General features: G+C 70.8%; 16 protein-coding genes. 13 read left to right on the forward strand and 3 right to left on the reverse strand.

Going from position 1 to position 26,253, the window contains the following annotated elements:
- Window positions 1-318: 318 nt before the first annotated feature.
- The 9 genes from leuS to holA all read left to right on the forward strand — a co-directional run bounded on the left by leuS (window position 319) and on the right by holA (window position 12,515).
- Window positions 319-3,201 carry a leucine--tRNA ligase gene (gene leuS / locus ACFVH5_RS28590; RefSeq protein ID WP_385836603.1) on the forward strand — a complete coding sequence of 961 codons (2,883 nt, stop codon included), beginning with the start codon at window positions 319-321 and terminating at the stop codon, window positions 3,199-3,201.
- A gap of 212 nt (window positions 3,202-3,413) precedes the next feature.
- Window positions 3,414-4,262, forward strand: a complete 849-nt coding sequence (locus ACFVH5_RS28595; protein ID WP_385836604.1) for a hypothetical protein — start codon at window positions 3,414-3,416, stop codon at window positions 4,260-4,262.
- Between the two features lie 72 nt (window positions 4,263-4,334).
- The gene (locus ACFVH5_RS28600; RefSeq protein ID WP_384809272.1) at window positions 4,335-5,180 is read left to right on the forward strand and encodes a DegV family protein; all 846 of its coding nucleotides are present in this window, start codon (window positions 4,335-4,337) and stop codon (window positions 5,178-5,180) included.
- Between the two features lie 138 nt (window positions 5,181-5,318).
- Window positions 5,319-6,563 carry a helix-hairpin-helix domain-containing protein gene (locus tag ACFVH5_RS28605; RefSeq protein ID WP_385836605.1) on the forward strand — a complete coding sequence of 415 codons (1,245 nt, stop codon included), beginning with the start codon at window positions 5,319-5,321 and terminating at the stop codon, window positions 6,561-6,563.
- Window positions 6,560-9,196: a ComEC/Rec2 family competence protein gene (locus ACFVH5_RS28610; protein WP_385836606.1), complete on the forward strand. Its 2,637-nt coding sequence runs from the start codon at window positions 6,560-6,562 to the stop codon at window positions 9,194-9,196. Before ACFVH5_RS28605 ends, ACFVH5_RS28610 begins: the two co-directional genes overlap by 4 nt.
- A gap of 4 nt (window positions 9,197-9,200) precedes the next feature.
- The gene (locus ACFVH5_RS28615) at window positions 9,201-10,028 is read left to right on the forward strand and encodes an arylamine N-acetyltransferase (RefSeq protein WP_385836607.1); all 828 of its coding nucleotides are present in this window, start codon (window positions 9,201-9,203) and stop codon (window positions 10,026-10,028) included.
- A gap of 173 nt (window positions 10,029-10,201) precedes the next feature.
- Window positions 10,202-11,080 carry a YceI family protein gene (locus ACFVH5_RS28620; protein WP_385836608.1) on the forward strand — a complete coding sequence of 293 codons (879 nt, stop codon included), beginning with the start codon at window positions 10,202-10,204 and terminating at the stop codon, window positions 11,078-11,080.
- Window positions 11,081-11,194: 114 nt separating this feature from the next.
- Window positions 11,195-11,440: a hypothetical protein gene (locus tag ACFVH5_RS28625; RefSeq protein ID WP_107016307.1), complete on the forward strand. Its 246-nt coding sequence runs from the start codon at window positions 11,195-11,197 to the stop codon at window positions 11,438-11,440.
- Window positions 11,441-11,528: 88 nt separating this feature from the next.
- Window positions 11,529-12,515 carry a DNA polymerase III subunit delta gene (gene holA / locus ACFVH5_RS28630; RefSeq protein WP_384809282.1) on the forward strand — a complete coding sequence of 329 codons (987 nt, stop codon included), beginning with the start codon at window positions 11,529-11,531 and terminating at the stop codon, window positions 12,513-12,515.
- 371 nt (window positions 12,516-12,886) lie between these two features.
- On the opposite strand, the gene rpsT is transcribed toward holA, so the two are convergent.
- Window positions 12,887-13,153, reverse strand: a complete 267-nt coding sequence (rpsT, locus tag ACFVH5_RS28635; protein WP_107016309.1) for a 30S ribosomal protein S20 — start codon at window positions 13,151-13,153, stop codon at window positions 12,887-12,889.
- Between the two features lie 256 nt (window positions 13,154-13,409).
- Between rpsT and lepA the strand changes: the two genes are divergently transcribed.
- Window positions 13,410-15,278 (forward strand): translation elongation factor 4, encoded by a 1,869-nt coding sequence (gene lepA / locus ACFVH5_RS28640; protein ID WP_384816248.1) that lies wholly within the window; start codon window positions 13,410-13,412, stop codon window positions 15,276-15,278.
- Between the two features lie 252 nt (window positions 15,279-15,530).
- On the forward strand, window positions 15,531-17,417 hold the full coding sequence (locus tag ACFVH5_RS28645; RefSeq protein ID WP_384816245.1) for an AMP-dependent synthetase/ligase: 1,887 nt from the start codon (window positions 15,531-15,533) through the stop codon (window positions 17,415-17,417).
- 33 nt (window positions 17,418-17,450) lie between these two features.
- On the opposite strand, the gene ACFVH5_RS28650 is transcribed toward ACFVH5_RS28645, so the two are convergent.
- Together ACFVH5_RS28650 and ACFVH5_RS28655 are read right to left on the reverse strand one after the other, a co-directional pair.
- Window positions 17,451-18,035: a two-component system response regulator gene (locus ACFVH5_RS28650; protein ID WP_385836609.1), complete on the reverse strand. Its 585-nt coding sequence runs from the start codon at window positions 18,033-18,035 to the stop codon at window positions 17,451-17,453.
- 18 nt (window positions 18,036-18,053) lie between these two features.
- On the reverse strand, window positions 18,054-22,220 hold the full coding sequence (locus ACFVH5_RS28655; RefSeq protein WP_385836610.1) for a HAMP domain-containing protein: 4,167 nt from the start codon (window positions 22,218-22,220) through the stop codon (window positions 18,054-18,056).
- 814 nt (window positions 22,221-23,034) lie between these two features.
- On the opposite strand from ACFVH5_RS28655, the gene ACFVH5_RS28660 reads away from it, so the two are divergent.
- Both ACFVH5_RS28660 and hemW read left to right on the forward strand, forming a co-directional pair.
- The gene (locus ACFVH5_RS28660) at window positions 23,035-24,867 is read left to right on the forward strand and encodes a SpoIIE family protein phosphatase (protein WP_385836613.1); all 1,833 of its coding nucleotides are present in this window, start codon (window positions 23,035-23,037) and stop codon (window positions 24,865-24,867) included.
- A gap of 55 nt (window positions 24,868-24,922) precedes the next feature.
- Window positions 24,923-26,155 carry a radical SAM family heme chaperone HemW gene (gene hemW, locus ACFVH5_RS28665; protein WP_385836611.1) on the forward strand — a complete coding sequence of 411 codons (1,233 nt, stop codon included), beginning with the start codon at window positions 24,923-24,925 and terminating at the stop codon, window positions 26,153-26,155.
- The last annotated feature ends 98 nt before the right edge of the window (window positions 26,156-26,253 follow it).

The raw sequence follows: 26,253 nt of genomic DNA on the forward strand, positions 1-26,253 counted from the left end.
AAGGGCGGCGAGGGAGTTGTGATGTCCCTTAGCGGCCCTTACGCGAAGTAACCTTTGACCTTTGTCCAGCGTTTGCCGGTGCGGCGCGGGGAGCGACACTCAGTGCCGGAGCGTAGCCGAAAGCGCGTCGCGCCCCGCTCGGCCGCTGCGGTACCCTGACGCCATGCGTGCCGTACGCCTTCTGCTTAGTGAGCCGCGCTGATCACACCCGGTCGTCGGAAATCCGCGACCGGCATCGGCGCGGCGCCCCCTCCTGTGCGAGGGGTTTTTTCATTTCCTGAGCCGCTGGCAGAGACGATCGATGGAGCTTTGAGGATCATGAGCGAGACGAACACCGCTGCCTCCGAGGTGGCAGCGCCGCACCGCTACACGGCCGCCATGGCCGAGCAGATCGAGGCACGCTGGCAGGACGTATGGGACGCCGAGAACACGTATGCGGCGCCCAACCCGAAGGGTGATCTGGCCGGCGACCCCGAGCTGGCGGCCAGGCCCAAGAAGTTCATCATGGACATGTTCCCGTACCCCTCCGGTTCGGGCCTGCACGTCGGCCACCCGCTGGGCTACATCGCCACCGATGTCTACGCCCGCTACCAGCGCATGACCGGCCACAACGTCCTGCACACGCTGGGCTTCGACGCCTTCGGCCTGCCCGCCGAGCAGTACGCCGTGCAGACCGGCACGCACCCGCGGGTGTCCACCGAGGCCAACATGGCGAACATGAAGGTCCAGCTGCGCCGCCTGGGCCTGGGCCACGACCAGCGCCGGTCCTTCGCGACGATCGACCCGGAGTACTACAAGTGGACCCAGTGGATCTTCCTGCAGATCTTCAACTCCTGGTACGACACCGAGGCCGGCCGGGCCCGTCCGATCGCCGAACTGGTGGCGAAGTTCGAGAGCGGTGAACGCGCGCTGCCCGGCGCACGTATCTGGAGTGAGCTGTCTCACGCCGAACGGGCCGACGTCCTGGGCGACCACCGCCTGGCGTACGCCTCCGAGGCGCCCGTCAACTGGTGTCCCGGCCTGGGCACCGTCCTGGCGAACGAGGAGGTGACCGCGGACGGCCGCTCCGAGCGCGGCAACTTCCCCGTCTTCAAGGCCAAGCTGCGCCAGTGGAACATGCGCATCACCGCGTACGCCGACCGGCTGCTGGACGACCTGGACGCGCTGGACTGGCCCGAGGCCATCAAGCTGCAGCAGCGCAACTGGATCGGCCGCTCCGAGGGCGCACGCGTCGACTTCCCCATCGACGGCGACGCCATCTCCGTCTTCACCACCCGCCCGGACACCCTGTTCGGCGCGACCTACATGGTGCTGGCCCCCGAGCACCCGCTGGTCGAGAAGTTCACCCCGGCCGCCTGGCCCGAGGGCACCCACGACGTCTGGACGGGCGGCCACGCCACCCCGTCCGAGGCCGTCGCCGCCTACCGCGCGCAGGCCGCCTCCAAGTCGGACGTCGAGCGGCAGGCCGAGGCCAAGGACAAGACGGGCGTCTTCACCGGCTCGTACGCGACCAATCCGGTCAACGGCGAGCAGATCCCCGTCTTCATCGCCGACTACGTACTGATGGGCTACGGCACCGGCGCGATCATGGCGGTCCCCGCGGGCGACCAGCGAGACTTCGAGTTCGCGCGCGCCTTCGAGCTGCCGATCCGCTGCGTGATCGAGCCCACCGACGGCCGGGGCACCGACACGTCGACGTGGGACGGCGCCTTCGGCTCGCACGACGCGAAGATCATCAACTCCGCGAACGGCGACATCTCGCTGGACGGCCTGGGCGTCACCGAGGCCAAGGCGCGCATCACCGAGTGGCTGGAGGGCAAGGACGTCGGCCGCGGCACCGTCAACTTCCGGCTGCGCGACTGGCTGTTCAGCCGCCAGCGCTACTGGGGCGAGCCCTTCCCGATCGTCTACGACGAGGACGGCATCGCCCACCCGCTGCCCGAGTCGATGCTGCCCCTGGAGCTGCCGGAGGTCGAGGACTACTCGCCGCGCACCTTCGACCCCGACGACGCGAACACGTCCCCGGAGACCCCGCTGTCCCGCAACGAGGACTGGGTCGACGTGGAGCTGGACCTGGGTGACGGCCGCGGTACGCGCGCGTACCGCCGCGAGACCAACACCATGCCCAACTGGGCCGGTTCCTGCTGGTACGAGCTGCGCTACCTGGACCCGCACAACTCCGAGAAGCTGGTCGACCCGGAGGTCGAGCAGTACTGGATGGGCCCGCGCGAGGGCCAGCCGCACGGCGGCGTCGACCTGTACGTCGGCGGCGCCGAGCACGCCGTGCTGCACCTGCTGTACGCGCGCTTCTGGTCCAAGGTGCTGTTCGACCTGGGGCACGTCTCCTCCGCGGAGCCGTTCCACAAGCTGTACAACCAGGGCATGATCCAGGCCTTCGTGTACCGCGACAGCCGTGGCATCGCCGTACCGGCCGCCGAGGTGGAGGAGCGCGACGGCGCCTACTACTTCGAGGGCGAGAAGGTCTCCCGGCTGCTGGGCAAGATGGGCAAGTCCCTGAAGAACGCGGTCACTCCGGACGAGATCTGCGCCGAGTACGGGGCGGACACCCTGCGCCTGTACGAGATGGCGATGGGCCCCCTGGACGTGTCGCGGCCGTGGGACACGCGCGCGGTGGTGGGCCAGTTCAGGCTGCTGCAGCGGCTGTGGCGCAACGTGATCGACGAGACCACCGGTGACGTCACCGTCGTCGACGTCCCGGACGCCGACATCGACGCGGACACGCTGCGTGCCCTGCACAAGGCGATCGACGGCGTGCGCCAGGACCTGGAGGGCCTGCGCTTCAACACCGCCATCGCCAAGGTCACCGAGCTGAACAACCACCTGACGAAGGCGGGCGGCCCCATCCCGCGGAGCGTGGCCGATTCGCTGGTGCTGCTGGTCGCGCCGCTGGCCCCGCACATCGCCGAGGAACTGTGGCGCAAGCTGGGCCACACCGACTCGGTCGTCCACCGGGACTTCCCGGTCGCCGACCCGGCGTACGCCGTCGACGAGAGCGTGACCTGCGTCGTGCAGATCAAGGGCAAGGTCAAGGCACGCCTGGAGGTCTCCCCGTCGATCTCGGACGAGGAGCTGGAGAAGGTGGCGCTGGCCGACGACAAGGTGGTCGCGGCGCTGGACGGGGCGGGCATCCGCAAGGTGATCGTGCGGGCGCCGAAGCTGGTGAACATCGTTCCGGCGTAGGTGACGGAACGTCGTTCCGCGGTGTTCCGGGGTAATTCGGCGTAGGTGACGTCCGGGCGGCGGCCGGTGGTGTGCGGCTCGGGGTCTTCCCCTACGGGCAGGTTGGGGGTTCCGCTGGAACCCTCGGCCTGCTTTTTCCGTTTACGGTGAAAGAGCCCACAAGTGCGTGGAAGAGCCCGCATGCACTGGACGCAGCACCCGAGAGGACCGTCATGGAAGCCGTGGTCGCCATCGTGGCGCTGATCTTCTTGCTGTTCGTGACACTGGGCATCTACGCCACGGTGAAGGTGGTCGGCGCCGCGAAGCGGGGCGTGGACCGCACCGTCGCACAGGCCCGCCGCACGGTGGAGGACTCCACGCTCAAGGCGAAGACCTTCGCCCAGCCGGGTTCCCTCGGGCAGCTCGCCCAACTGCGTCTCTCCCTGCGCACATCGATGCGGGCCACCCAGGAAGCGCTGCAGGCGGGCGTGAGCGAGGACGAGTCGCTGAAGGAGTCACTCGCGCTCTTCGACCGGCTCAGTGCGCACGGCCATGAGCTGGACGGCGAGTTGAAGCGGCTGGAGCGCGAACCGGACAGGGCGCGCCTCGCCGAGCGGCTGCCCGCGCTGCGGGAGCGCACCGAGCAGATAACGAAATCGGCCGACGCGCTGCGCTGGGCGGCGCGCGACCGCGCCCAGCGGTTCGGTGGCGACGACCTGGAGTCGCTGAGCACGCAGATCGACATGGAGGCGGGCGCGCTACGGCACTGGACGACGGAACCGTCGCCCACGCGGACGACGGGTCCTGCGACCGGATCCGGCTCGTCGGCCACCTCGTCGACGGGCTCTTCGGCCGGTTCGTCCGCCGGTTCCCCGACCGGCCCGTCTCCCCGGCCGGCGACGGAGCCCGCGTCCGCGCCGCCGTGGCCGGAGGCACCGAGCGCCGCCGCCGACCAGCAGACCTGGCCGGACAACGCCGAAGCACGCCGGGCCGAGGAGCCCACCCGGGCCGCGATCGACGCACCCAGGCAGCGGGCCGCCTACCCTTGGGAGAAGAAGCCCCGCCCGGAGAGCACGACTTGATACCGCCGGTCCGGCAGCGGGCGGCAGGGGCCGGGCTGCCTTCCACGTCCACTGACAGGTAATCTCCAGCTCATGTCCCGCCATGTCGCGATCGTCACCGATTCAACGGCCTACCTGCCGCCGCGGACGATGGAGCGCCACGGCATCACCGCGGTGCCCCTGACCGTGGTCCTCGGCGACCAGGCGCTCGAAGAGGGCACCGAGATCTCGGCCCGCTCCCTCGCCCTTGCCCTGCAGAAGCGGCGGTCCGTCACGACCTCCCGGCCCAGCCCCGAGGTCTTCGCCGAGACCTACCGCCGCGTCGCCGAGTCCGGCGCCACCGGCATCGTCTCGCTGCACCTGTCCTCCGAGTTCTCGGGCACCTACGACGCCGCGGTCCTCGCCGCACGCGAGGCGCCCGTGCCCGTGCGGGTGGTGGACACCGGGATGGTCGCCATGGCCCTCGGCTTCTGCGCCCTGGCCGCCGCCGAGTCCGCGGAGGCGGGCGGCACGGTCGACGAAGCGGTCACGGCCGCGGAGAAACGGGCCGCGGGCACGTACGCGTACTTCTACGTCGACACCCTCGACTATCTCCGCAGGGGCGGCCGGATCGGGGCGGCGCAGGCGCTGCTCGGCTCCGCGCTGGCCGTCAAACCACTGCTCGAACTGGACGGCGGGCGCATCGAGCTGCGGGAGAAGGTGCGCACCGCCACCAAGGCGATCGCCCGTCTCGAAGAGATCGTGGCCGACCGGGCCGGGAGCGCCCAGGTCGACATCGCCGTCCACCATCTCGCCGCCCCCGACCGCGCCTCGGCGCTCGCGGAACGGCTGAGGGTACGGGTTCCCGGGCTGGCCGACCTGCATGTGAGCGAGGTCGGAGCGGTGATCGGGGCGCACACGGGGCCGGGGCTGCTGGGGGCGGTCGTCTCGCCCCGGTGAGGGGCGGCCCGGCGGCCCGGCGGTCCGGAGCGGCTGAGCGGACCCTGACGGGTGACGGAGTTGTCCACAACCGGGTGGTAATCCCCGGGAATTGAGCAAGATCATCGGGGATGTGGCTTCGTGCCGGATTCTCGTGCCATGCCACTTCGATCTGTTTCACGGACCACGACATCCGCCAGTGGACCGGGCCGCGGCCCGGCCTCCGACGTCCGTACGCGACACCGCCGCCGGCCCCACCGGGCCCGGTCCCGGCGCCGAGAGGCCTCGGCGCAGACGCTGCGCCTGCGCGCGGAGACACTCTTCGCGCCTGAACGGGGCAGGACGCGCGGGGAGTTGCGGCACGGGCCGCCGGGGGAGTGGAGGGACGGGGGCCCTCGGGGGCACGAGGAGTCCCCACCGCCGGTTGGCCGACATGACACTTCGCCGGGTGTGGGGTTGCGGCAGGGGCCGTCGGCGGAGTGGAGTGGCGGCGCCCTTCAGGGGCGCGAGGAACTGCGCGACCAGCCCCCACCGTCCGGCAGTCGACATCACTCCCCCTCGGGGGCGGGGCGGAGCCCCGAGGCCGGGGTGCTTGGGGACGGCGACGGGGGCGCCGACGAGACCCGGCCCGTCCCCGCGTGGCGGGCGCGGGCCGGGCTCGCCGTCCGGGAGCGGATGCCGCTGTGGCTCCAGTCCAGGTGCGGCCTGGAACGCAGGAGCGTGGCCGCGCTCGCCGTCGTGCTGGTCGTCGCCGCGGCCTTGGCCGCACAGCACTTCTGGTCGGGGCGGACCCAGCCGGTGCGGGCCCCGGAGATCGTACGGGCCGCGGTTCCCTACGGGGAGGAGGCGAACGCGGCCGGGCAGAGGACGCCGGACGGAACCTCCGCCACCACTCCCGCGGGCGCGGTCCCGACCGCACTCGTGGTGGACGTCAGCGGCAAGGTGCGTGAGCCGGGTGTCCATCGGCTGCCGGCCGGTTCCCGGGTCGCCGACGCGCTCAAAGCCGCGGGCGGAGTGCGTCCGGGCACGAACACCGAGGGCCTCAACCGCGCCCGGTTCCTGGTGGACGGTGAGCAGGTGGTGGTCGGGACACCGTCGGCGATGGGGCCGGGAGCGCCGGGGGTACCGGGGGTGTCAGGGGCGCTGGGAGGTACGGGGGGTGCGGGTGCTTCGGGTGTCGTGGGGCCCGGTGGGGCCGCCCCGGCCCCCGTCACTCCGGTCGCGCTCAACACGGCCACCCTGGAGCAGTTGGACACGCTGCCCGGCGTCGGCCCCGTGCTGGCGCAGCACATCATCGACTACCGCGGTCGGCACGGCGGCTTCCGCTCGGTCGACGAGCTCCGCGAGGTGAACGGAATCGGCGACCGCCGTTTCGCCGATCTGCGGAATCTCGTACGGCCATGAGGGGCCCGACCCCGACGAGCAGGCCGCCCGTGCACGCGGTCTCCGGCAGTCCGCTCGGGGCCGCGCACCCCCGGCAGGAGGGCCCGGCGGATCTGCGGCTGGTCCCTCCGGCGCTGGCGGCGTGGGCGACGGCGGCGGTGACGTCGGACGCACCGCCGGGGTGGGTCGCGGGTCTGGTCGTGCTCTGCGTGACGGTGGCCGGGCTGCTCCTGCTCGCGGGACGCGACCGGCTGCGGGGCGCACCACCGCTCCGGTTGCTGCGGTCGCCCTGGTCGAAGGCCTCCGTCGCGGCCGTGCTGCTCTGTGTCGCGGCTGCGGCGGCCTCGGGTGGGCTGCACGGCGCCGATCTGCGCAGGGGCCCGATCCCGGAGGCCGCGCGGCAGTACGACCGGGTGACCGCCGAGGTGGAGGTCACCTCGGACCCACGGCTCACCCGTCCCCGGATCAAGGGGAACCACGCCGCCCCGACCGCGATCCTGCTCGACGCGGAAGTCAGGCACGTCGAGAGGCCGGACGGAACGGTGGCGCGGACCCGTACGCCGGTGCTGCTGATCGTGGACGCGGGGAGGGGAACGGGGGCGACGCACGGATCGGGGTCTGAGTCTGGGGTGAGGCCGGGGCTCAGGGCGGAGTCGGGGCCGGGGGAGGGGCGTGACGGGGCCGGTTCGCGCTGGCTCTCCCTTCTCCCCTCCACCCGGCTCAGGGTGCCCGCGCAGGTCGCGCCCGCGCTCGGTGGCGGAGACCGGATCGCGGCGGTGCTCCGGGTACGCGGCAGCGGGCCACCGGTGGTGGTCGGGCAGCCGTCCGCCACACAGCGGTTCGCCGGGGAGCTGCGGGGCAGGTTGCGGGCGGCGACCGACGGGCTGGAGCCGGACGCGCGGGCGCTGCTGCCGGGACTGGTGGTCGGGGACACCTCCCGGATCACACCGGAGCTGGACGAGGCGTTCAGGGCGACCGATCTCACACACATCCTCGCCGTCAGCGGGGCCAACTTCACGCTCGTGCTCGCCCTGCTCATCGGGCCGCCGGGCCGGGCCCAGCGGATCGAGCGCCGGGGTCTGGCGCCCCGGCTCGGTCTGCCGTTGCGGGCGACCGCTCTGTGCGGGGGTGCGCTCACACTCGGCTTCGTGATCGTGTGCCGGCCGGACCCGAGTGTGCTGCGGGCCGCCGCCTGCGGATCGATCGCGCTGCTGGCCATCGCCACCGGGCGCCGCAGATCACTGATCCCGGCGCTGGCCACCGCGGTGCTCGTGCTGGTGCTGTACGACCCGTGGCTGGCCCGGAGTTACGGCTTCCTGCTCTCCGTGCTCGCCACCGGCGCGCTGCTCACGCTGGCCCCGCGGTGGAGTGCGGCGCTCCGCGGGCGCGGGGTGCCGCCGAGGTGGGCCGAGGCGTTGGCGGCCGCGGGCGCCGCGCAGGCGGTGTGTGCGCCGGTCGTCGCCGTCCTTTCGGCGCGGGTCAGTCTGGTGGCGGTGCCGTGCAACCTGCTCGTGGAGTTCGCGGTCGCGCCGGCCACGGTACTGGGCTTCGCGACGCTGACCACGGCTCCCTGGGCGATGCCGGTCGCGAGAGTGCTGGCATGGTGCGCGAGTTGGCCCGCCGGCTGGATCGCGGACATCGCCCGGGCGGGTGCGGCCCTGCCGGGCGCAGGCATGGACTGGCCGGGAAGCTGGATGGGGGCGCTGCTGCTCGCCGGTGCGATCGCCGCCGTCGTGTGCGTCGGGCGCAGGCTGCTGCGGCATCCCTGGCTGAGCGGTGCCTGCGGAGTGCTGCTCCTGCTCGTGCTGGTGCAGCCGCCGCCTCTCACCCGGGTGATCACAGGATGGCCGCCGCCGGAGTGGCGGTTCGCGATGTGCGACGTGGGTCAAGGCGACGCGACGGTACTCGCGGCGGGCGACGGCAGTGGGGTGGTGGTGGACGCGGGCCCCGACCCGATACTCGTCGACCGGTGTCTGAAGGCACTCGGCGTCACCCGGGTCCCCCTCGTCGTGCTGACCCACTTCCACGCGGACCATGTGGCGGGGCTGCCGGGTGTGCTGCGCGGGCGTTCGGTGGGCGCGATCGAGACGACGGGCCTGGAGGAGCCACTGGACCAGGCCGATTTCGTGCACCGGCAGGCCGCGGTCCGGCACATCCCGGTGACGCGGGCGGTGGCGGGCGAGCGTCGTCGTACGGGCGGACTCGACTGGCAGGTGCTGTGGCCGCCGCCGAGCCCCACACCGGGGGCCGCACCGGTGCCGGGGGCGATGCCGGTGCCTGAGCCGGAGGGGCCGAACGACGCGAGTGTCACCCTGCTCGTGAGGTCTGCCGGGCTGACCATGCTGATGCTCGGGGATCTCGAACCACCCGCTCAGCAAGCCCTGTTGAGGTCACCGGCCGGGACCGCTCTGAAAGCCGTGGACGTTCTCAAAGTCGCCCATCATGGTTCGGCTTATCAGGATCCGGACCTCATACGACGGGTGGCGCCACGCCTCGCGCTCATCTCGTGCGGCGCCGACAACCCCTACGGACATCCGGCACCGAGCACGATGGCAGCACTGGAAGCAGGGGGCGCGCAGGTGCTGCGCACCGATGTGGACGGGGCGGTAACCGTGGGAGGAGGAGACGATCACCTGCTGATCACGCGAGACTGAGGGTATGAAACCCGCACAGGTCGATGCCTACCTCCGCCGGATCGGTGTCACCCACCCCGCCTGGCCCACCGCCGACGTACTCCGTGAACTGCAGTTGCGACACCTGCTGACCGTGCCGTTCGAGAACCTGTCGATCCACCTCGGTGAGGAGATCGTCCTGGAGGAGAAACCGCTCCTGGACAAGCTGGTGGGCGCCCGCAGGGGTGGCTTCTGCTACGAACTGAACGGGGCGTTCGGCGCGCTGCTCAAGGCGCTGGGCTTCGATGTGACGCTGCTCGCGGGGCGGGTCTACGGGGACGGGGATCGGCTCGGGATTCCGTACGACCATCTGGCGCTGCGGGTGCGGACGGTGGACGGGGGCGACTGGCTGGCCGACGTCGGGTTCGGGGCGCACAGCCACTACCCGCTGGCCTTCGGGGAGCGGGGGGAGCAGACGGATCCGGCGGGTGCGTTCCGGGTGATCGTGGCCGGGGCGGATCCGGCCGGGGTGCGGGGCAGCGCCGGGGAGTTCGGGGATCTGGAGGTGGTGCGGGACGGCAGGTCCCAGTACCGGCTGGAGACACGGCCGCGGGTGCTCGGGGACTTCGTGGCCGGGGCCTGGTGGCACAGCACCTCGCCGGCGTCGCACTTCGCCCGGTCACTGGTCTGCTCGCGGGTCACGGAGGACGGCGGGCGGGTCACGCTCAGCGGGCGCACGCTCACGGTCACGGACCCCGACGGCGGGAAGACGACGGCGGAGCTGGTCTCGGACGAGGAGGTGCTGGAGGCGTACAGGAAGAGGTTCGGGATCGTGCTGGAGCGCGTCCCGGTTGTCCGGAAGAGCGGCGACTGAGGGGAAAAACGTAAGCGGAACGGCTAATTCGGGCTACTCGTGCGTAGTACCAGCACATGCGCTGGTTCCCTGCGATGTAGTCGTCTGTTGCCTCGAAAGTCGCATCGGTGGTCGAATACCTCTCCGACGACGAGTGTTTTCACAGTGTGTGTTGACGCGAGGGTGGGTCGCAGATGGCCGGCAGCTGGTTGGGGAACCGTTCGAACCGGGCACAGGCGGGCAATCTCGCCTCGGTGCCGTTGCCGGAGGGGGCCGGTGTGCTCGGCTGCCGGGTGCTGGATCCGGTGAACCAGCCGGTGCCGGACGCGGAGTTCCTGGTCACGGACGCCGCGGGGCGCAGAGTGGTCGGCGGGGAGCTGGATCCGTTCGGGTCGTTTCTGGTGACGGTCCCGGCCGGTGAGTACCGCCTCGCGGTGTCCGCCGAGGGGCACGCCCCGTACCGGGCGAATGTCACGGTGCCGGCGAACGAGGTGGCCGCGCTCGGCGACGTGACGCTGAACACCGCGCAACCACCCGCGTTACCGGCGCCGGGGGACTGGGAGATCGAGCCGACCCACTCCTCGATCGGCTTCACGGCCCGGCACATCGGGATGGCTCGGGTACGGGGGAGGTTCAACACCTTCGCGGGGATCGTGCGGGTGGCCGAGAACGTGGAGCAGTCGGCGATGCACGTGGTGATCGACGCGGGGTCGATCGACACCAACGTCAGGACGCGGGACGGGCATCTGAAGTCGGCGGACTTCCTGGACGTGGACCGGTTTCCGACGGTGGAGTTCTACAGCGACCGGTTCACGCACCGGGGTGGCAGCCGGTGGGGGGTCACCGGGGCGCTGTCCTTGCACGGGGTGACGCGGACGGTCACGCTCGACACGGAGTATCTGGGGGTGGGCAACGGCACGGAGGGCGAGGTGCGGGCGGCCTGCCGCGCCGGCGCCGAGTTGCGGCGCGACGACTTCACGATGAGCTGGCAGTCGATGCTCGCGCGGGGCATCGCCATGGTCGGGACGAGCATCACGATCGACCTGGACATACAGATCGTCCCCAAGGGCTGAGCCGGGACCAGGGGTGGGCCCTTCGGCTGCCGGTCGCCGGTCGTCGGTCGCTGATCGCCGGTCGACGGGTGGCCCCCGGTGCGAGGCGTTGTGCCGGTGCCGGAAAATGGCCGGGTGAGCGACGTGAGACATGTACTGGTGCTGCCCGACCGCGATGCCGCGCAGGAGGCGGCGGAGGCGCTCGGTGAGCAGTTCGCACTGGACGAGGAGCCCCAGCTCGTCCGGGACGCCCTCGCCGGCGAGGACGATGCCGAGGACGCGCAGTGGCTGCTCGTGCTGCGCGACGAGAACGGGCGGCTGGACGCGCGGGAGCTGGACGAGTTCGTGAGGGAGTGGGACGGCTGGCGCGAGGAACCGTAGGAGCGCCGTAGGGGTGCCGTAGGGGCGGCACACGCTTCGGTGGTCGCGGACCCGTCGTTGTCGGTGGTGCGTGGGATGCTTGGCCGCGATGGCCAGGAACTCTGCACAAGACAACCCGCTCGCTCCCGTCACGATCGCCGTGGGGCAGGAGGACCTCCTGCTCGACCGCGCCGTGCAGGAGGTGGTGGCCGCCGCGCGCGCCGCCGACGCGGACACCGATGTACGGGACCTCACGTCGGACCAGCTGCAGCCGGGCACGCTCGCCGAGCTGACGAGCCCGTCGCTCTTCGCCGAGCGCAAGGTCGTCGTGGTGCGGAACGCGCAGGATCTGTCGGCGGACACGATCAAGGACGTGAAGGCGTACCTGGGCGGCCCGGCCGAGGAGATCACGCTCGTGCTGCTGCACGCGGGGGGTGCCAAGGGCAAGGGGCTGCTCGACGCGGCACGCAAGGCGGGGGCGCGGGAGATCGCGTGCCCCAAGATGACGAAGCCGGCGGACCGGCTGTCGTTCGTGCGCGCGGAGTTCCGGGCGCTGGGGCGGTCGGCGACGCCCGAGGCGTGCCAGGCGCTCGTCGACTCGATCGGCAGCGATCTGCGGGAGCTGGCCTCCGCGACGACGCAGCTGGTCGCGGATGTCGAGGGGACGATCGACGAGGCTGTCGTCGGGCGGTACTACACCGGCCGGGCGGAGGCCTCCAGCTTCACGGTGGCGGACCGGGCGGTCGAGGGACGGGCGGCGGAGGCGTTGGAGGCGCTGCGGTGGTCGTTGTCGACCGGGGTCGCGCCCGTGCTGATCACCAGCGCGCTGGCGCAGGGGGTGCGGGCCATCGGGAAGCTCTCCTCCGCGCGGGGTGGGCGGCCGGCCGATCTGGCGCGGGAGCTGGGGATGCCGCCGTGGAAGATCGATCGGGTTCGGCAGCAGATGCGGGGGTGGACGCCGGACGGTGTCGCTGTCGCGCTGTCGGCGGTTGCTGAGGCGGATGCGGGGGTGAAGGGGGGTGGGGATGATCCCGAGTACGCGCTGGAGAAGGCGGTCGTCACGATCGCCCGGGCCGCGCGGATGCGGCGGGGTTAGCTTCTCTCCCTCCGGGGGCTGCGCCCCCAGACCCCCATCGGCCTGGCCCTACGGCTGCGGGCTCGGTGGGGGCCGGTCGCGCAGTTCCCCGCGCCCCTGAAAGACGGGGCTGCGCCCCTGCCTTTCGTTTTTGGGGCCACGACGGCGTCGGGCGGGCTGAAAAGCTACGGGCCCCGGTTCTCGCCCCTTTCAGGGCAAGGGCCGGGGCCCGGTTCATGCTGGGGACTCGTACCCGCGTGGCGAACGCAGTCGCGTACGAGTCGGGGTGCCGGTCGGGAGCGGATGAGAGAGGGCCCGCTCAGGTCTTTCCGGCGTTCGAATCACTTCGAATCAAGTGAGTGCGGGGCCGTGGCCCAGTACTCGGCAGAGGTTCAGCCCTTGAGGGAGGCGACCTTCGAAGCAAGCGCCGACTTCTTGTTGGCGGCCTGGTTCTTGTGGATGACGCCCTTGGAGACGGCCTTGTCCAGCTTGCGCGAGGCTTCGCGCTGCGCGGCCGTGGCCTTCTCGACGTCACCCGCGGCAGCGGCCTCGCGGGCCTTGCGGATCGCGGTCTTCAGCGAAGACTTGACGGCCTTGTTGCGCAGCCGAGCCTTCTCGTTGGTCTTGATCCGCTTGATCTGGGACTTGATGTTCGCCACGAATGAGCCTTCTCAGGTTCAGGCGCACGAGACGGGGCGTCTCACGACGGTGAGTCTCATGCGCCGGTGATTTCTCTTCTGAATTTCCTGCGTTTCCTGCGCGTCCCCTGCAGAGAGGGCAGGAGACACAGCTGCCCAGATTAGCAGTCGCCCCGCGGACGGCCCAAACCGGTCGCACCTCGCCGCCCGTGGGACCATGGAGCCTACGTATCGATCCGACCCGAGGCGACAGGCGCCTCAAGAGACAGGACCCTGCGTGCCCGCGATCCCTAACAATGTGCCCGAGCCGAGCCGTACCGCCCCGGCTCAGATCCGCAATTTCTGCATCATCGCGCACATCGACCACGGCAAGTCCACGCTCGCCGACCGGATGCTCCAGCTGACCGGGGTGGTCGACCAGCGGCAGATGCGTGCTCAGTACCTCGACCGCATGGACATCGAGCGCGAGCGCGGCATCACCATCAAGTCCCAGGCGGTGCGGCTGCCCTGGGCGCCGACCGAGGATCCGGGCAACACCCACATCCTCAACATGATCGACACCCCCGGGCACGTCGACTTCACGTACGAGGTCTCGCGGTCGCTCGCGGCCTGTGAGGGCACCGTCCTGCTCGTGGACGCGGCTCAGGGCATCGAGGCCCAGACCCTCGCGAACCTCTACCTGGCGATGGAGAACGACCTCACCATCGTCCCGGTGCTGAACAAGATCGACCTGCCGGCCGCGCAGCCCGAGAAGTTCTCCGAGGAGCTGGCCAATCTCATCGGCTGCCAGCCGGAGGACGTGCTGAAGGTCTCGGCGAAGACCGGCGTCGGCGTGGACGCGCTCCTGGACCGGGTGGTCCGGGACGTGCCCGCCCCGGTCGGTGTCGCGGACGCGCCCGCCCGCGCGATGATCTTCGACTCGGTCTACGACTCGTACCGGGGCGTGGTCACCTACGTCCGTGTCATCGACGGCCAGCTCAACAAGCGCGAGCGCATCAAGATGATGTCGACCGGCGCCACGCACGAGCTGCTGGAGATCGGTGTCTCGTCCCCCGAGATGACGCCGTCCGACGGCATCGGCGTCGGCGAGGTGGGCTACATCATCACCGGCGTGAAGGACGTCCGTCAGTCCAAGGTCGGTGACACGATCACCAGCAAGGACAAGGGCGCCACCGAGGCCCTCGGCGGGTACAAGGACCCGAAGCCGATGGTCTTCTCCGGTCTGTATCCGCTGGACGGGTCCGACTACCCCGACCTGCGTGAGGCGCTGGACAAGCTCCAGCTCAACGACGCGGCCCTGGTCTACGAGCCGGAGACCTCCGCGGCCCTCGGCTTCGGTTTCCGCGTCGGCTTCCTGGGTCTGCTGCACCTCGACGTCATCCGTGAGCGCCTGGAGCGCGAGTTCAACCTCGAACTCATCGCCACCGCGCCCAACGTGGTCTACCGCGTGATCATGGAGGACGGGAAGGAGCACACGGTCACCAACCCGAGCGAGTTCCCCGAGGGCAAGATCGACAAGGTCTTCGAGCCGGTCGTCCGGGCCACGATCCTCGCCCCCAGCGAGTTCATCGGTTCGATCATGGAGCTGTGCCAGACCCGCCGCGGCACCCTCCTCGGGATGGACTACCTCTCCGAGGACCGCGTCGAGATCCGCTACACGCTGCCCCTCGCCGAGATCGTCTTCGACTTCTTCGACAACCTGAAGTCCAAGACCCGCGGCTACGCCTCGCTGGACTACGAGCCCACCGGCGAGCAGGACGCCTCGCTGGTCAAGGTCGACATCCTGCTCCACGGCGACCGCGTCGACGCCTTCTCGGCCGTCACGCACAAGGACGCGGCGTACGCGTACGGGGTGCGGCTCGTCGCCAAGCTGCGCGAGCTCATCCCGCGCCAGGCCTTCGAGATCCCCATCCAGGCGGCCATCGGCTCCCGGGTCATCGCCCGCGAGACCATCCGCGCCATCCGCAAGGACGTCCTCGCCAAGTGTTACGGCGGTGACATCTCCCGTAAGCGGAAGCTCCTTGAGAAGCAGAAGGAGGGCAAGAAGCGGATGAAGATGGTGGGCTCTGTGGAGGTTCCGCAAGAGGCCTTCATCGCCGTGCTGTCCAGCGACGAGAACGCCGGCAGCGGCAAGGGGAAGAAGTAGCCGCCAGCAACCATCGGGCCAGGCCCGAGAACATGGGCCCGTCGTGCTGTCGCGCGGCGGGCCCGCGTCGTCCACGGACTGCCGAATTCCGCCCACGCTCTGTAGGAAGTGACAGGCCGCCGCCTCTTACGCGCCGGGCGGACGGGCTTTACTCTGATCACCACTCGACGTTACTCGCGAGTTAAACAACGACCGCTACTGAGCTAACCGCTACGAGCCAGTCACGCACTGTCGCGGGCCCCGGAGGATGTCGTGAGCGACACACAGACCCTGATCGAGAACCGTCCGCCGTCCGTGGCGGCCCTCTTCCTGGAGCGCGTGGCGGCCACGCCGGACGCCGAGGCGTACCGCTACCCGGTACCGGCGGCCTCGGGCGAGGGGCCGGACGAGTGGAGGTCGCTGAGCTGGGCGCAGGCGGCCGAGCGGGTCTACGCGATCGCGGCCGGCCTGATCGAGCTGGGCGTGCGGCCGGAGCAGCGCGTCGCGCTCGCCTCCTCCACCCGCGTCGAGTGGATCCTCGTCGACCTCGGCATCATGTGTGCCGGCGCGGCGACGACGACCGTGTATCCGTCGACCAAGTCCGACGAGTCGGCGTTCATCCTCTCCGACTCCGAGAGCCGGGTGCTCGTCGCCGAGGACGCCGAGCAGCTCGCCAAGGCGCGGGAGAAGCGCGCCGAGCTGCCCGAGCTCAGCCATGTCATCGTGATCGACTCCGCGGGCGTCGAGTCCGCCGCCGACGAGGGCGACTGGGTGATCGGCCTCGCCGAGCTGGAGAAGCGCGGTGCCGCGTACCTGGAGAAGAACCCCGACCTGATCAAGGAGAAGGTCGGGGCGATCACCAAGGACCAGCTCGCCACCCTCATCTACACCTCCGGCACCACCGGCCGCCCCAAGGGTGTACGGCTGCCGCACGACAACTGGTCGTACATGGCCAAGGCCATCGCCGCGACCGGTCTCGTCGGCAAGGACGACGTCCAGTACCTGTGGCTGCCGCTCGCGCATGTCTTCGGCAAGGTGCTCACCTCCGGCCAGATCGAGGTCGGGCACGTCACCGCCGTCGACGGCCGCGTGGACAAGATCATCGAGAATCTGCCGGTCGTGCAGCCGACGTACATGGCCGCCGTGCCGCGGATCTTCGAGAAGGTCTACAACGGGGTCGCGGCCAAGGCGCGGGCCGGCGGCGGCGCCAAGTACAAGATCTTCCAGTGGGCGGCCGAGGTCTCCCGCGAATACGCGAAGGCCACGCAGGACAACTTCCGCCGTACCGGTGTCGCCTCCGCGCCCTTCGGCCTCTCGGCCAAGCACAAGGTCGCGGACACGCTCGTCTTCGCCAAGATCCGTGAGGCCTTCGGCGGCAACCTCCGCGCCTGCGTCTCCGGCAGCGCCGCCCTCGCACCCGACATCGGCTACTTCTTCGCGGGCGCCGGCATCCACATCCTGGAGGGTTACGGGCTCACGGAGTCGTCCGCGGCCTCCTTCGTGAACCCCGGTGAGGCGTACCGCACGGGCACGGTCGGCAAGCCGCTGCCCGGCACCGAGGTGCGCATCGCGGACGACGGCGAGATCCTGCTGCGCGGCCCCGGCATCATGGAGGGCTATCAGGGGCTGCCGGAGAAGACCGCCGAGGTCCTGGAGTCCGACGGCTGGTTCCACACCGGTGACATCGGCGAGCTGTCCCCGGACGGCTATCTGCGTATCACCGACCGCAAGAAGGATCTGATCAAGACGTCCGGCGGCAAGTACATCGCGCCCGCCGAGGTCGAGGGCCAGTTCAAGGCCGTCTGCCCGTACGTCTCCAACATCCTCGTGCACGGCGCGGACCGGAACTTCTGCACCGCGCTCATCGCCCTCGACGAGCCGTCGATCCTCGCCTGGGCCGCGGACAACGGCCTCGGCGGCAAGTCGTACGCCGACGTGGTCGCCGCACCCGCGACGGTCGAGCTGATCGACGAGCACGTCAGGACGCTGAACGAGGGTCTTCAGCGCTGGCAGACCATCAAGAAGTTCAAGCTCCTCCCGCGCGACCTCGACATCGAGCACGGCGAACTGACCCCGAGCCTCAAGCTGAAGCGCCCGGTCGTCGAGCGTGAGTACAAGTACTTGATCGACGAGATGTACGCGGGGACGCGCGAGGCGTAGTCGCCGCTGCGGTTCCACGGGGGCGGGGCGGGGTCACAGGCCCCGCCCCCTCCGCATCTCGCGCAGCAGGTCCTCCATGTGCCGTATGTGCCGGCGCAGTTCCGCCGTGTCGGTGAGGCCGCCGTCCGACATGCTGGTCTCGATCGCGTGCAGCCGCCGGGCGAGTTCGTCGAACTGCGCCTGCTCGTGCGCGAGCATCCGCTCCAGCTGCTGGTTCTTGCGGTGCAGATCGAGGAAGACGGTGACCTTGGCGCGCAGCACCCAGGGGTCGAACGGCTTGGTGAGATAGTCGGCGGCTCCGGTGGCGTACCCGCGGAACGCGTAGCCCGCGTCGGAGTCCGTGCCGGTCAGGAAGATGATCGGTACGTCCTTCGTCTGGTCGAGCCGCTTGATGTTCGCGGCGGTCTCGAACCCGTCCATGCCCGGCATCCGGATGTCGAGCAGGACGACCGCGAACCGCTGCCGCAGCAGAGCCTTCATCGCCTCCTCGCCCGAACGGGCGCGTACGAGCGGCTCGTTGAGGGACCCCAGGACGGCCTCCAGCGCGATCAGATTGTCCTCCATGTCGTCCACGAGGAGAATGCTGGCGCGCTCGTCGGTCGATGCCTCAGTGCTCATGGTGATCGATTGCCTGCCTCATTCGGTCGTCGGCGGGACGGCGGGTTCGTCCGATGTGCCGGTTCCCGCGGTGACGGTGGTGACAGTGGTGGCGGTGGAGTCCGCCCGCTCCTGGTCGTCCGCGCCCTCGGGGTCCAGGAGGGCACAGACGACGGTCAGCAACTGGTCGACGTCCACCGGCTTGGGTACGTAGTCGTTCGCACCGCGCGCGATGGACTTCTCACGGTCGCCCGGCATCGCCTTGGCGGTGAGGGCGACGATGGGAAGTCCGGCCCAGCGCGGGGTGCGGCGGATGACGGAGATGGTCTCGTAACCATCCATCTCCGGCATCATGATGTCCATCAGGACGAGTGCTACATCGGGATTGCGCTCCAGTGCCTCGATGCCCTCGCGGCCGTTCTCCGCGTACAGGACGGGCATGCCGACCCGGCCCAGTACGTGGGTCAGCGCGAAGACGTTACGGATGTCGTCGTCCACGATCAGTACGCGCCGACCCGGCAGGACCTGGCCCGCCCGGCCCGACTTCCATGCCTCCAGTTTGGTGGGCGCGGGCCAGCTGTCGTCCTGGTCGTGGACGGTGAAGGGTTCGACGGACAACTGCTCGGGCAGGGTGAGGTCCTGGTCCTCGACGCCGGGCCCGGCCGGCAGATGCCCGGGGCTGACGACCGGCACGTACAGGGTGAAGGTGGACCCCTGTCCCGGCACGCTCTCGGCGATGATGCGGCCGCCCAGCAGACCTGCGATCTCCCGGCTGATGGACAGCCCGAGGCCCGTGCCGCCGTACTTGCGGTTCGTCGTGCCGTCGGCCTGCTGGAACGCCTCGAAGATCACGGGGAGTTTCTCCGCCGCGATGCCGATACCGGTGTCGGAGACCGCGAACGCGACGACGTTGTCGCTGCTCTCCCGGGTGAAGTGGGGCTCGGGGTTCTCGACGCGACTGACGCGCAGTTCGACCCGGCCGGACGCGGTGAACTTGATCGCGTTCGACAGGAGGTTGCGCAGGATCTGCTGCAGCCGCTGCTCGTCCGAGAACATCTCGCGCGGTACGTCCTCGCCGACCTCCACCTCGAAGGTGAGACCCCGGTCGAGGGTGAGCGGGCGGAACGTGGCGTGCACGTAGTCGAGCAGCTTGATCAGCGGCAGCTTCTTGGGGCGTACGTCCATCCGGCCGGCCTCGATCTTCGAGAGGTCGAGGATGTCGTTGATGAGCTGGAGGAGGTCCGAGCCCGAGCGGTGGATCGTCGCCGCGAACTGCACCTCCTGGTCGGAGAGATGGCCGTCCGGGTTGTCGGAGAGCAGCCGGGCGAGGATCAGCAGCGAGTTGAGCGGGGTCCGCAGCTCGTGCGACATGTTCGCCAGGAACTCCGACTTGTACTGCGAGGAGGTCGCCAGCAGCGCCGCCTTCTCCTCCAGTTCGGCGTTCGAGCGGCGCAACTCCGCCTGCTGGGACTGGAGTTCGTCGGACCGGTCCTGGAGCTGGATCGCCAGCCGCTGGGACTCGCCGAGCAGCGACTCCGTACGGGAGTTGGCGATGATGGTGTTGATCGCGACGCCGATGGTGTTCACGAACTGGTCGAAGAACGCCAGGTGGACGTCGGAGAAGCGGGAGAACGAGGCGAGTTCGATGACACCGAGCAGCTTGTCCTCGAAGAGGATCGGAATGATGACCACACTCGCGGGCGCCGCCTCCCCGAGCCCACTGTTGATCTTGATGTAGTCCGGCGGGGCCTCCTCCATCAGGATCCGCTTCTTCTCCCGTGCGGCCTGCCGTACGAGCCCGTGCACCGGCATGCTGACCGTGTCGACCGTCGCGCTCTGCGCCGAGCCGTACCCGGCGATGAAGGCGAGCCCCTTGATGGGCACGGCCGTCTGCAGGGTCGCCTTGTCCTCCTCCGGGTCGGCCAGGAAGAAGGCGCCGAACTGCGCGTTCACCAGCGGGGTCAGCTCGCGCAGGATCAGGTCCGCGACCTCCATCAGGTCGCGGTGGCCCTGCATCAGGGCGGCGAGACGGGCGAGGTTCGACTCCAGCCAGTCCTTGGCGCGGGTGGTCTCGCGGAGGTTGGCCACCATGAGGTTGATGTTGTCCTTGAGCTCGTCGACCTCGCCCTGCGTCTCCACCGTGATGGAGCGGGACATGTCTCCCTGGGCCACCGCGGACGCCACCTCGGCGATCGCGCGGACCTGGGTGGTGAGGTTCGACGCCAGCTCGTTCACGTTCGTCGTCAGACGCTTCCAGGTGCCGTACACGCCCTCGACCCGCGCCTGACCGCCGAGTTGCCCCTCGGAGCCCACCTCGCGGGCCACGCGGGTGACCTCGGAGGAGAACGACGACAGCGTGTCCACCATCGTGTTGATGGTGGACTTCAGCTCCAGGATCTCGCCGCGCGCGTCGACGTCGATCTTCTTCGACAGGTCGCCCTGGGCCACCGCGGTCGCGACCTGCGCGATGTTGCGGACCTGTGAAGTCAGGTTGTCCGCCATGTAGTTGACGTTGTCGGTGAGGTCGCGCCACACACCGGAGACGCCGAGCACCTGGGCCCGGCCGCCGAGACGACCGTCGGTGCCGACCTCGCGGGCGACCCTCGTCACCTCGTCGGCGAAGGCGCGCAGCTGCTCCACCATCGTGTTGACGGTGTCCTTCAGCTCCAGGATCTCGCCGCGCGCGTCGACGGTGATCTTCTTGGAGAGGTCGCCGTTGGCGACGGCCGTGGTCACCTGGGCGATGTTGCGGACCTGGGAGGTGAGGTTCAGGGCCATGAAGTTGACGTTGTCGGTGAGGTCCTTCCACACCCCTGATACGCCACGCACCTGGGCCTGACCGCCGAGGTTGCCCTCGGTGCCGACCTCGCGGGCGACGCGGGTGACCTCGTCGGCGAAGGCGGAGAGCTGGTCGACCATCGTGTTGATCGTCGACTTCAGCTCCAGGATCTCGCCCTTCGCCTCGACCGTGATCTTCTTGCCGAGGTCGCCCTGGGCCACGGCGGTGGACACGAGCGCGATGTTGCGGACCTGCGAAGTCAGGTTGTCCGCCATGAAGTTGACGTTGTCGGTGAGGTCCTTCCAGACGCCGGAGACGCCGCGGACCTGGGCCCGGCCGCCGAGGTTGCCCTCGGTGCCGACCTCGCGGGCGACGCGGGTGACCTCGTCGGCGAAGGCGGAGAGCTGGTCGACCATCGTGTTGATGGTGCTCTTCAGCTCCAGGATCTCGCCCTGGGCGCTGACGGTGATCTTCTGGCTCAGGTCGCCGTTGGCGACGGCCGTGGTCACCTGGGCGATGTTGCGCACCTGGGAGGTGAGGTTCGAGGCCATGAAGTTGACGTTGTCGGTGAGGTCCTTCCACACCCCCGACACACCGCGCACCTGGGCCCGGCCGCCCAGCTCGCCCATCGTGCCGACCTCGCGCGCCACGCGGGTGACCTCGTCGGCGAAGGCGGAGAGCTGTTCGACCATCGTGTTCACGGTCAGCTTCAGTTCGAGCAGCTCACCGGTCGCCTCGACCGTCACCGTGCGGGTCAGATCACCGCGCGCCACCGCCGTGGTCACCAGGGCGATGTCACGGACCTGCGCGGTCAGCCGGGACGCCATCGTGTTGACCGCCTCGGTCACGTCCCGCCAACTGCCCGACAGACCGGTCACCTTCGCCCGGCCGCCGAGCCTGCCCTCGGTGCCGACCTCACGCGCGACCCGGGTCACCTCACCGGTGAAGAGGGACAGCTGATCGACCATCTTGTTGACGGCCCGCCCGAGGCGGCGCAGATCGCCCCGCAGCTGCCGGTTGCCGTCGTGCAGATCGACCCGCTGGGTCAGATCGCCGCCCGCCACCGCGTCCAGGACCCGGGTCGCGTTGGCGGCCGGGGCCACCAGGGCGTCGAGCAGCTGGTTCACGTCGTTGATCCTGGTCGTCCAGTGGCCCTGGCCCGGGCTCGCGGCGAGCCGCTCGTCCAGCCGGCCGTGCCGCACGATCTCGCGGCGGACACGCTGGGCCTCCGCGTTGAAGTGCGTACTCCGGTCCACGATCTGGTTGAACACCATGCCCAGCTCGGCCACGATGCCGTGCCCCGTCGTCTCGGGCACCTTGCTGAAGTCGCCGTCCCGGGCGGACGTCATCGCGGCCAGGAGGGGGCGCAGATCCGATACGCGAATCTGTGTGTCTCCGAGCACATGCATAGCACTGTTCTCACTCATGGAGGCCCACTTCGGTAACTCGGTGCTTATGGGCGTAGCCAGTCTGTCACTCTGTCTGCATCGCTTGGGGCGTATTCGTCCGAACTGCTCAGGGAGACGCACAGTGGGGGCCATTCCGACGCAACGGGAGTCAGCGTCCCGTGCTCCTGGGGCTGTGGCACGCCCGCACACGGTGGCCCGTACATCCTTCCCGGGCAACTCCCTCGCACCGGGCGCGGCCCGCAGGTTCGTCCGTGCGACGCTCGCGGGCTGGGCCGAACTCGGCCTGCCAGGAGCGGAGTTGGTCACCGATCAGCTCGTCGGGGACGCGATGGTGGTCGTCAGCGAACTGGTCACGAACGCCGTCGTACACGCGGGCACGGACGTGGAACTGCTGTGCCGCCTCGACAACTGCACGGAGGACTGCGCGGCGGGCATCCCGGGCGACTCGAATCCTCTGACGGCGGCGGCGGTACGGGTACTGGTGCCGGGTACGGAGTCGGCGCAGGGTGCTGCGCCCGGCGCGGGGTCGGTGAACGGGTCGGGCGACGCGCCGGGCAACGGTTCGGGCTCGGCGCCCGTCGCCGTGCCGGACGGCCGACCGGGCCCGACGTCGGGTGGCGCGGCGGGAACTGCGCCCGGCGTGGTGCCGGACGCCGTACCGGGAGCCTCGTCCGAGGCCGCGCCGGGCCCCGTGCCGGACGGCGTGCCCGGCCTCACGCCGGGTACCGAGCCGGTCCTCGCACCAGGCGCCGTGCCGGAGGCTGCCGCGGGGCTCCGGCAGGCGGCGGCGCCTGGCGGCGCGGCGGCCGTCACGTCGGACGCGTCGCACGTCGTGCCGGAGGCCGCGCCGGACAGCGGGCCGGGCCCCACGTCCGGCCTGGTGCCGGCCCCGGCGCCGGGGCCCGTGCCGGACAGCGGGCCGGGCTCCACGCCGGGCCTCACGTCGGTCCCCGAACCGAGCCCCGTGCCGAGCGCCCCGCCGAGCCCGGCGGCAGGCGCCGCGGCAAGCGCCGCCGCGGGTGTCAACGGTGGGAGCCGGGACCCGGGGCCCGTCGTGGAGCGTCAGCGTGCCCTCGTCATAGAAGTGTCCGATCATCATCCCGAGCGGGTCGTGCGGGACGACAGTGCCGGGCGGCCGTACGACGCCATCGAGTACGGCCGTGGCCTGCGGCTCGTCTCCGCGCTCTCCGACGCCTGGGGCATCACGTACCGCACCGGCACCAAGACCGTGTGGGCGCGGCTGCCCGCGGAGACGATCCCGACCGCCGAGGCGGCGGAGGCCTACGAGGGCGAGCGCGCGCTGCGGCGCGGGCAGCGGGCCGCCGAGATCCTCGCCCCCGCGCCCCGGCGCAGCGTCCAGGACCAGGACTGGCTCAACCGCGGCGCCCTCTCGTTCCTCGCCGAGGCCTCCGACCTGCTCGGCGGGCAGCTCGACGAGGACCTGGTCGCCGCCCTCACCGGACAGCTGGTCGTGCCGCGACTCGCCGACTGGTGCGCGGTGTGGCTGGAGGACGAGGCGCCGGGCCGCTCCGACGGAGGCCTCGTCGGCGGACCGCGTCTCGCCCGCGTCTGGCACGGCAGCGAGAACCGCATGGAGGAGCTGCGCCGGCTGCTGGAGAAGGACCCGCCCGAACTGCCCGAGTCGGCGCGCTCCGGGCCCGTACCGATGCCCTGGCCCGCCGATGCCCTGGGCGCGAAGGCGGAGGACGGCTCGGCCCTCGCGTTCCGGCTGATCGCGGGCGGCAGACCGCTCGGCGCCCTCGTCATCGGACGGGCCGGACAGGACCACTTCCCCGACGAGATCACCGGACTCGTCGAGGACCTCAGCCGCCGCGTCGCGCTGGCCATCGGGGCGGCCCGCCAGTACGCCCGCCAGGCCACCATCAGCCGCGTACTGCAGCGCGGCCTGCTGCCCGGGGCGGTCGCCGAGATCCCCGGGGTACGCAGCGCGCTCGTCTACGAGCCCTGTGACAAGGGCGGCCCGAGCGGCGACTTCTACGACCTCTTCCCCGCGGGCGACGGACGCTGGTGCTTCGCCCTCGGTGACGTCCAGGGCAAGGGCCCTGAGGCGGCCGTCGTCATCGGCCTCGCCCGGCCCTGGCTGCGGCTGCTGGCCCGCGAGGGGTACGCGGTGCCGGACGTCCTGGACCGGCTCAACCAGCTCCTCCTCGACGACGCCACCGAGACCGCGGACGCGGCGGCCCGCGCCCTGGTGGCGGAGGGCGGCCGGGGGCTCCCCGACGAGGGCCCGCAGAACCGGTTTCTCTCCCTCCTCTACGGCGAGCTCGTCCCCGTCGAGGGCGGCGTGCGCTGCACCCTGGCCTCCGCCGGACACCCGCTGCCGCTGCTCCTCCAGCCCTCCGGAGAGGTCCGCGAGGTGGCCCAGCCGCAGACCCTCCTCGGGGTCTTCGAGGACGCCAGCTACGGCTGCGGGACCTTCGAGCTGCGGCCCGGCGACAGCATCCTGTGCGTCACGGACGGCGTCACGGAGCGCCGCAACGGACACCGCCAGTTCGACGACGAGGACGGACTCGCCGCCGCACTCACCGGCTGCGCCGGACTGAACGCCGGGCTGATCGCCGAGCGCATCCGCCGACTGGTGCACGAGTTCGGCGGAAAGCCGCCGGAGGACGACCTGGCACTGCTGGTGCTGCAGGCCGAGTGACGGCCCTCCGGCCGGGCGGAGGGGGCACATGCGTGCGTGCGGGACAATGGAGGACATGCCTTCCGCACTCCCCGACGGCGAGCCCGTCCCCGACGACGGGGCGCTGCCCGCGCACGTCCTGGCCGACGCGGCCGACCGCCCGCTCGGGTTCTATCTGCACGTCCCGTACTGCGCGACCCGCTGCGGCTACTGCGACTTCAACACGTACACGGCGACGGAGCTGCGCGGCTCGGGGGGCGTGCTCGCCTCCCGCGACAACTACGCCTCGACCCTGATCGACGAGGTCCGTCTCGCCCGCAAGGTCCTCGGCGACGACCCGCGGCCCGTCCGCACGGTCTTCGTCGGCGGCGGTACGCCCACCCTGCTGGCCGCCGACGATCTCGTACGGATGCTGGGGGCCGTCCGGGACGAGTTCGGGCTCGCGGACGACGCGGAGATCACCACGGAGGCGAATCCGGAGTCGGTGGACCCCGGGTATCTGGCCACGCTCCGGGCCGGCGGGTTCAACCGGATCTCCTTCGGGATGCAGAGCGCGCGCAAGCACGTGCTGCAGATCCTCGACCGCACCCACACCCCCGGCCGGCCCGAGGCCTGCGTCGCCGAGGCCCGCGCGGCCGGCTTCGACCATGTGAACCTCGACCTCATCTACGGCACCCCCGGCGAGAGCGACGACGACTGGCGGGCCTCGCTCGACGCGGCGATCGGCGCCGGGCCCGACCACGTGTCGGCGTACGCGCTCATCGTCGAGGAGGGGACGCAGCTCGCCCGGCGCATCCGGCGCGGCGAGGTGCCGATGACCGACGACGACGTCCACGCGGACCGTTACCTGATGGCCGAGGATCGACTGTCGCAGGCGGGGTTCTCCTGGTACGAGGTCTCCAACTGGGCCACCTCGGAGGCCGGGCGGTGCCTCCACAACGAGCTGTACTGGCGCGGGGCCGACTGGTGGGGGGCCGGGCCCGGGGCGCACAGCCATGTGGGCGGGGTGCGGTGGTGGAACGTCAAGCATCCGGGCGCGTACGCGGGGGCGTTGGCGGGTGGGCGGTCGCCCGGCGCCGGGCGTGAGCTGTTGTCCGAGGAGGACCGGCGGGTCGAGCGGATTCTGCTGGAGCTGCGGCTGGTGACGGGGTGTCCGCTGTCGCTGCTGCGGGCGGATGGGCTGGCGGCGGCTTCGCGTGCGCTGGCCGGGGGGTTGTTGGAGGCGGGGCCCTTCGGGGAGGGGCGGGCCGTGCTCACCCTCCGGGGGCGGTTGCTGGCGGACGGGGTGGTCCGGGACCTGGTGGATTAGCGGGCTTTCCCTCGCCCCCGCCGCCCCTACCCGTCCCGTCACTGACTCCGGGGGGGGGGGGGGGGGCCGGCGCGGGGCGCGGAACCCCCACACCCAGC

Source organism: Streptomyces sp. NPDC127119 (genome assembly GCF_042677425.1).
In the GTDB taxonomy this organism is placed as follows: domain Bacteria; phylum Actinomycetota; class Actinomycetes; order Streptomycetales; family Streptomycetaceae; genus Streptomyces.

Coding starts and splice junctions, on each gene's coding strand:
- holA (WP_384809282.1), top strand. CDS start 11,529: ATGGCCAGGAACTCTGCACAAGACAACCCGCTCGCTCCCGTCACGATC.
- ACFVH5_RS28620 (WP_385836608.1), top strand. CDS start 10,202: ATGGCCGGCAGCTGGTTGGGGAACCGTTCGAACCGGGCACAGGCGGGC.
- ACFVH5_RS28615 (WP_385836607.1), top strand. CDS start 9,201: ATGAAACCCGCACAGGTCGATGCCTACCTCCGCCGGATCGGTGTCACC.
- ACFVH5_RS28605 (WP_385836605.1), top strand. CDS start 5,319: ATGCCACTTCGATCTGTTTCACGGACCACGACATCCGCCAGTGGACCG.
- ACFVH5_RS28595 (WP_385836604.1), top strand. CDS start 3,414: ATGGAAGCCGTGGTCGCCATCGTGGCGCTGATCTTCTTGCTGTTCGTG.
- hemW (WP_385836611.1), top strand. CDS start 24,923: ATGCCTTCCGCACTCCCCGACGGCGAGCCCGTCCCCGACGACGGGGCG.
- ACFVH5_RS28610 (WP_385836606.1), top strand. CDS start 6,560: ATGAGGGGCCCGACCCCGACGAGCAGGCCGCCCGTGCACGCGGTCTCC.
- ACFVH5_RS28600 (WP_384809272.1), top strand. CDS start 4,335: ATGTCCCGCCATGTCGCGATCGTCACCGATTCAACGGCCTACCTGCCG.
- ACFVH5_RS28650 (WP_385836609.1), bottom strand. CDS start 18,035: ATGAGCACTGAGGCATCGACCGACGAGCGCGCCAGCATTCTCCTCGTG.
- ACFVH5_RS28655 (WP_385836610.1), bottom strand. CDS start 22,220: ATGAGTGAGAACAGTGCTATGCATGTGCTCGGAGACACACAGATTCGC.
- leuS (WP_385836603.1), top strand. CDS start 319: ATGAGCGAGACGAACACCGCTGCCTCCGAGGTGGCAGCGCCGCACCGC.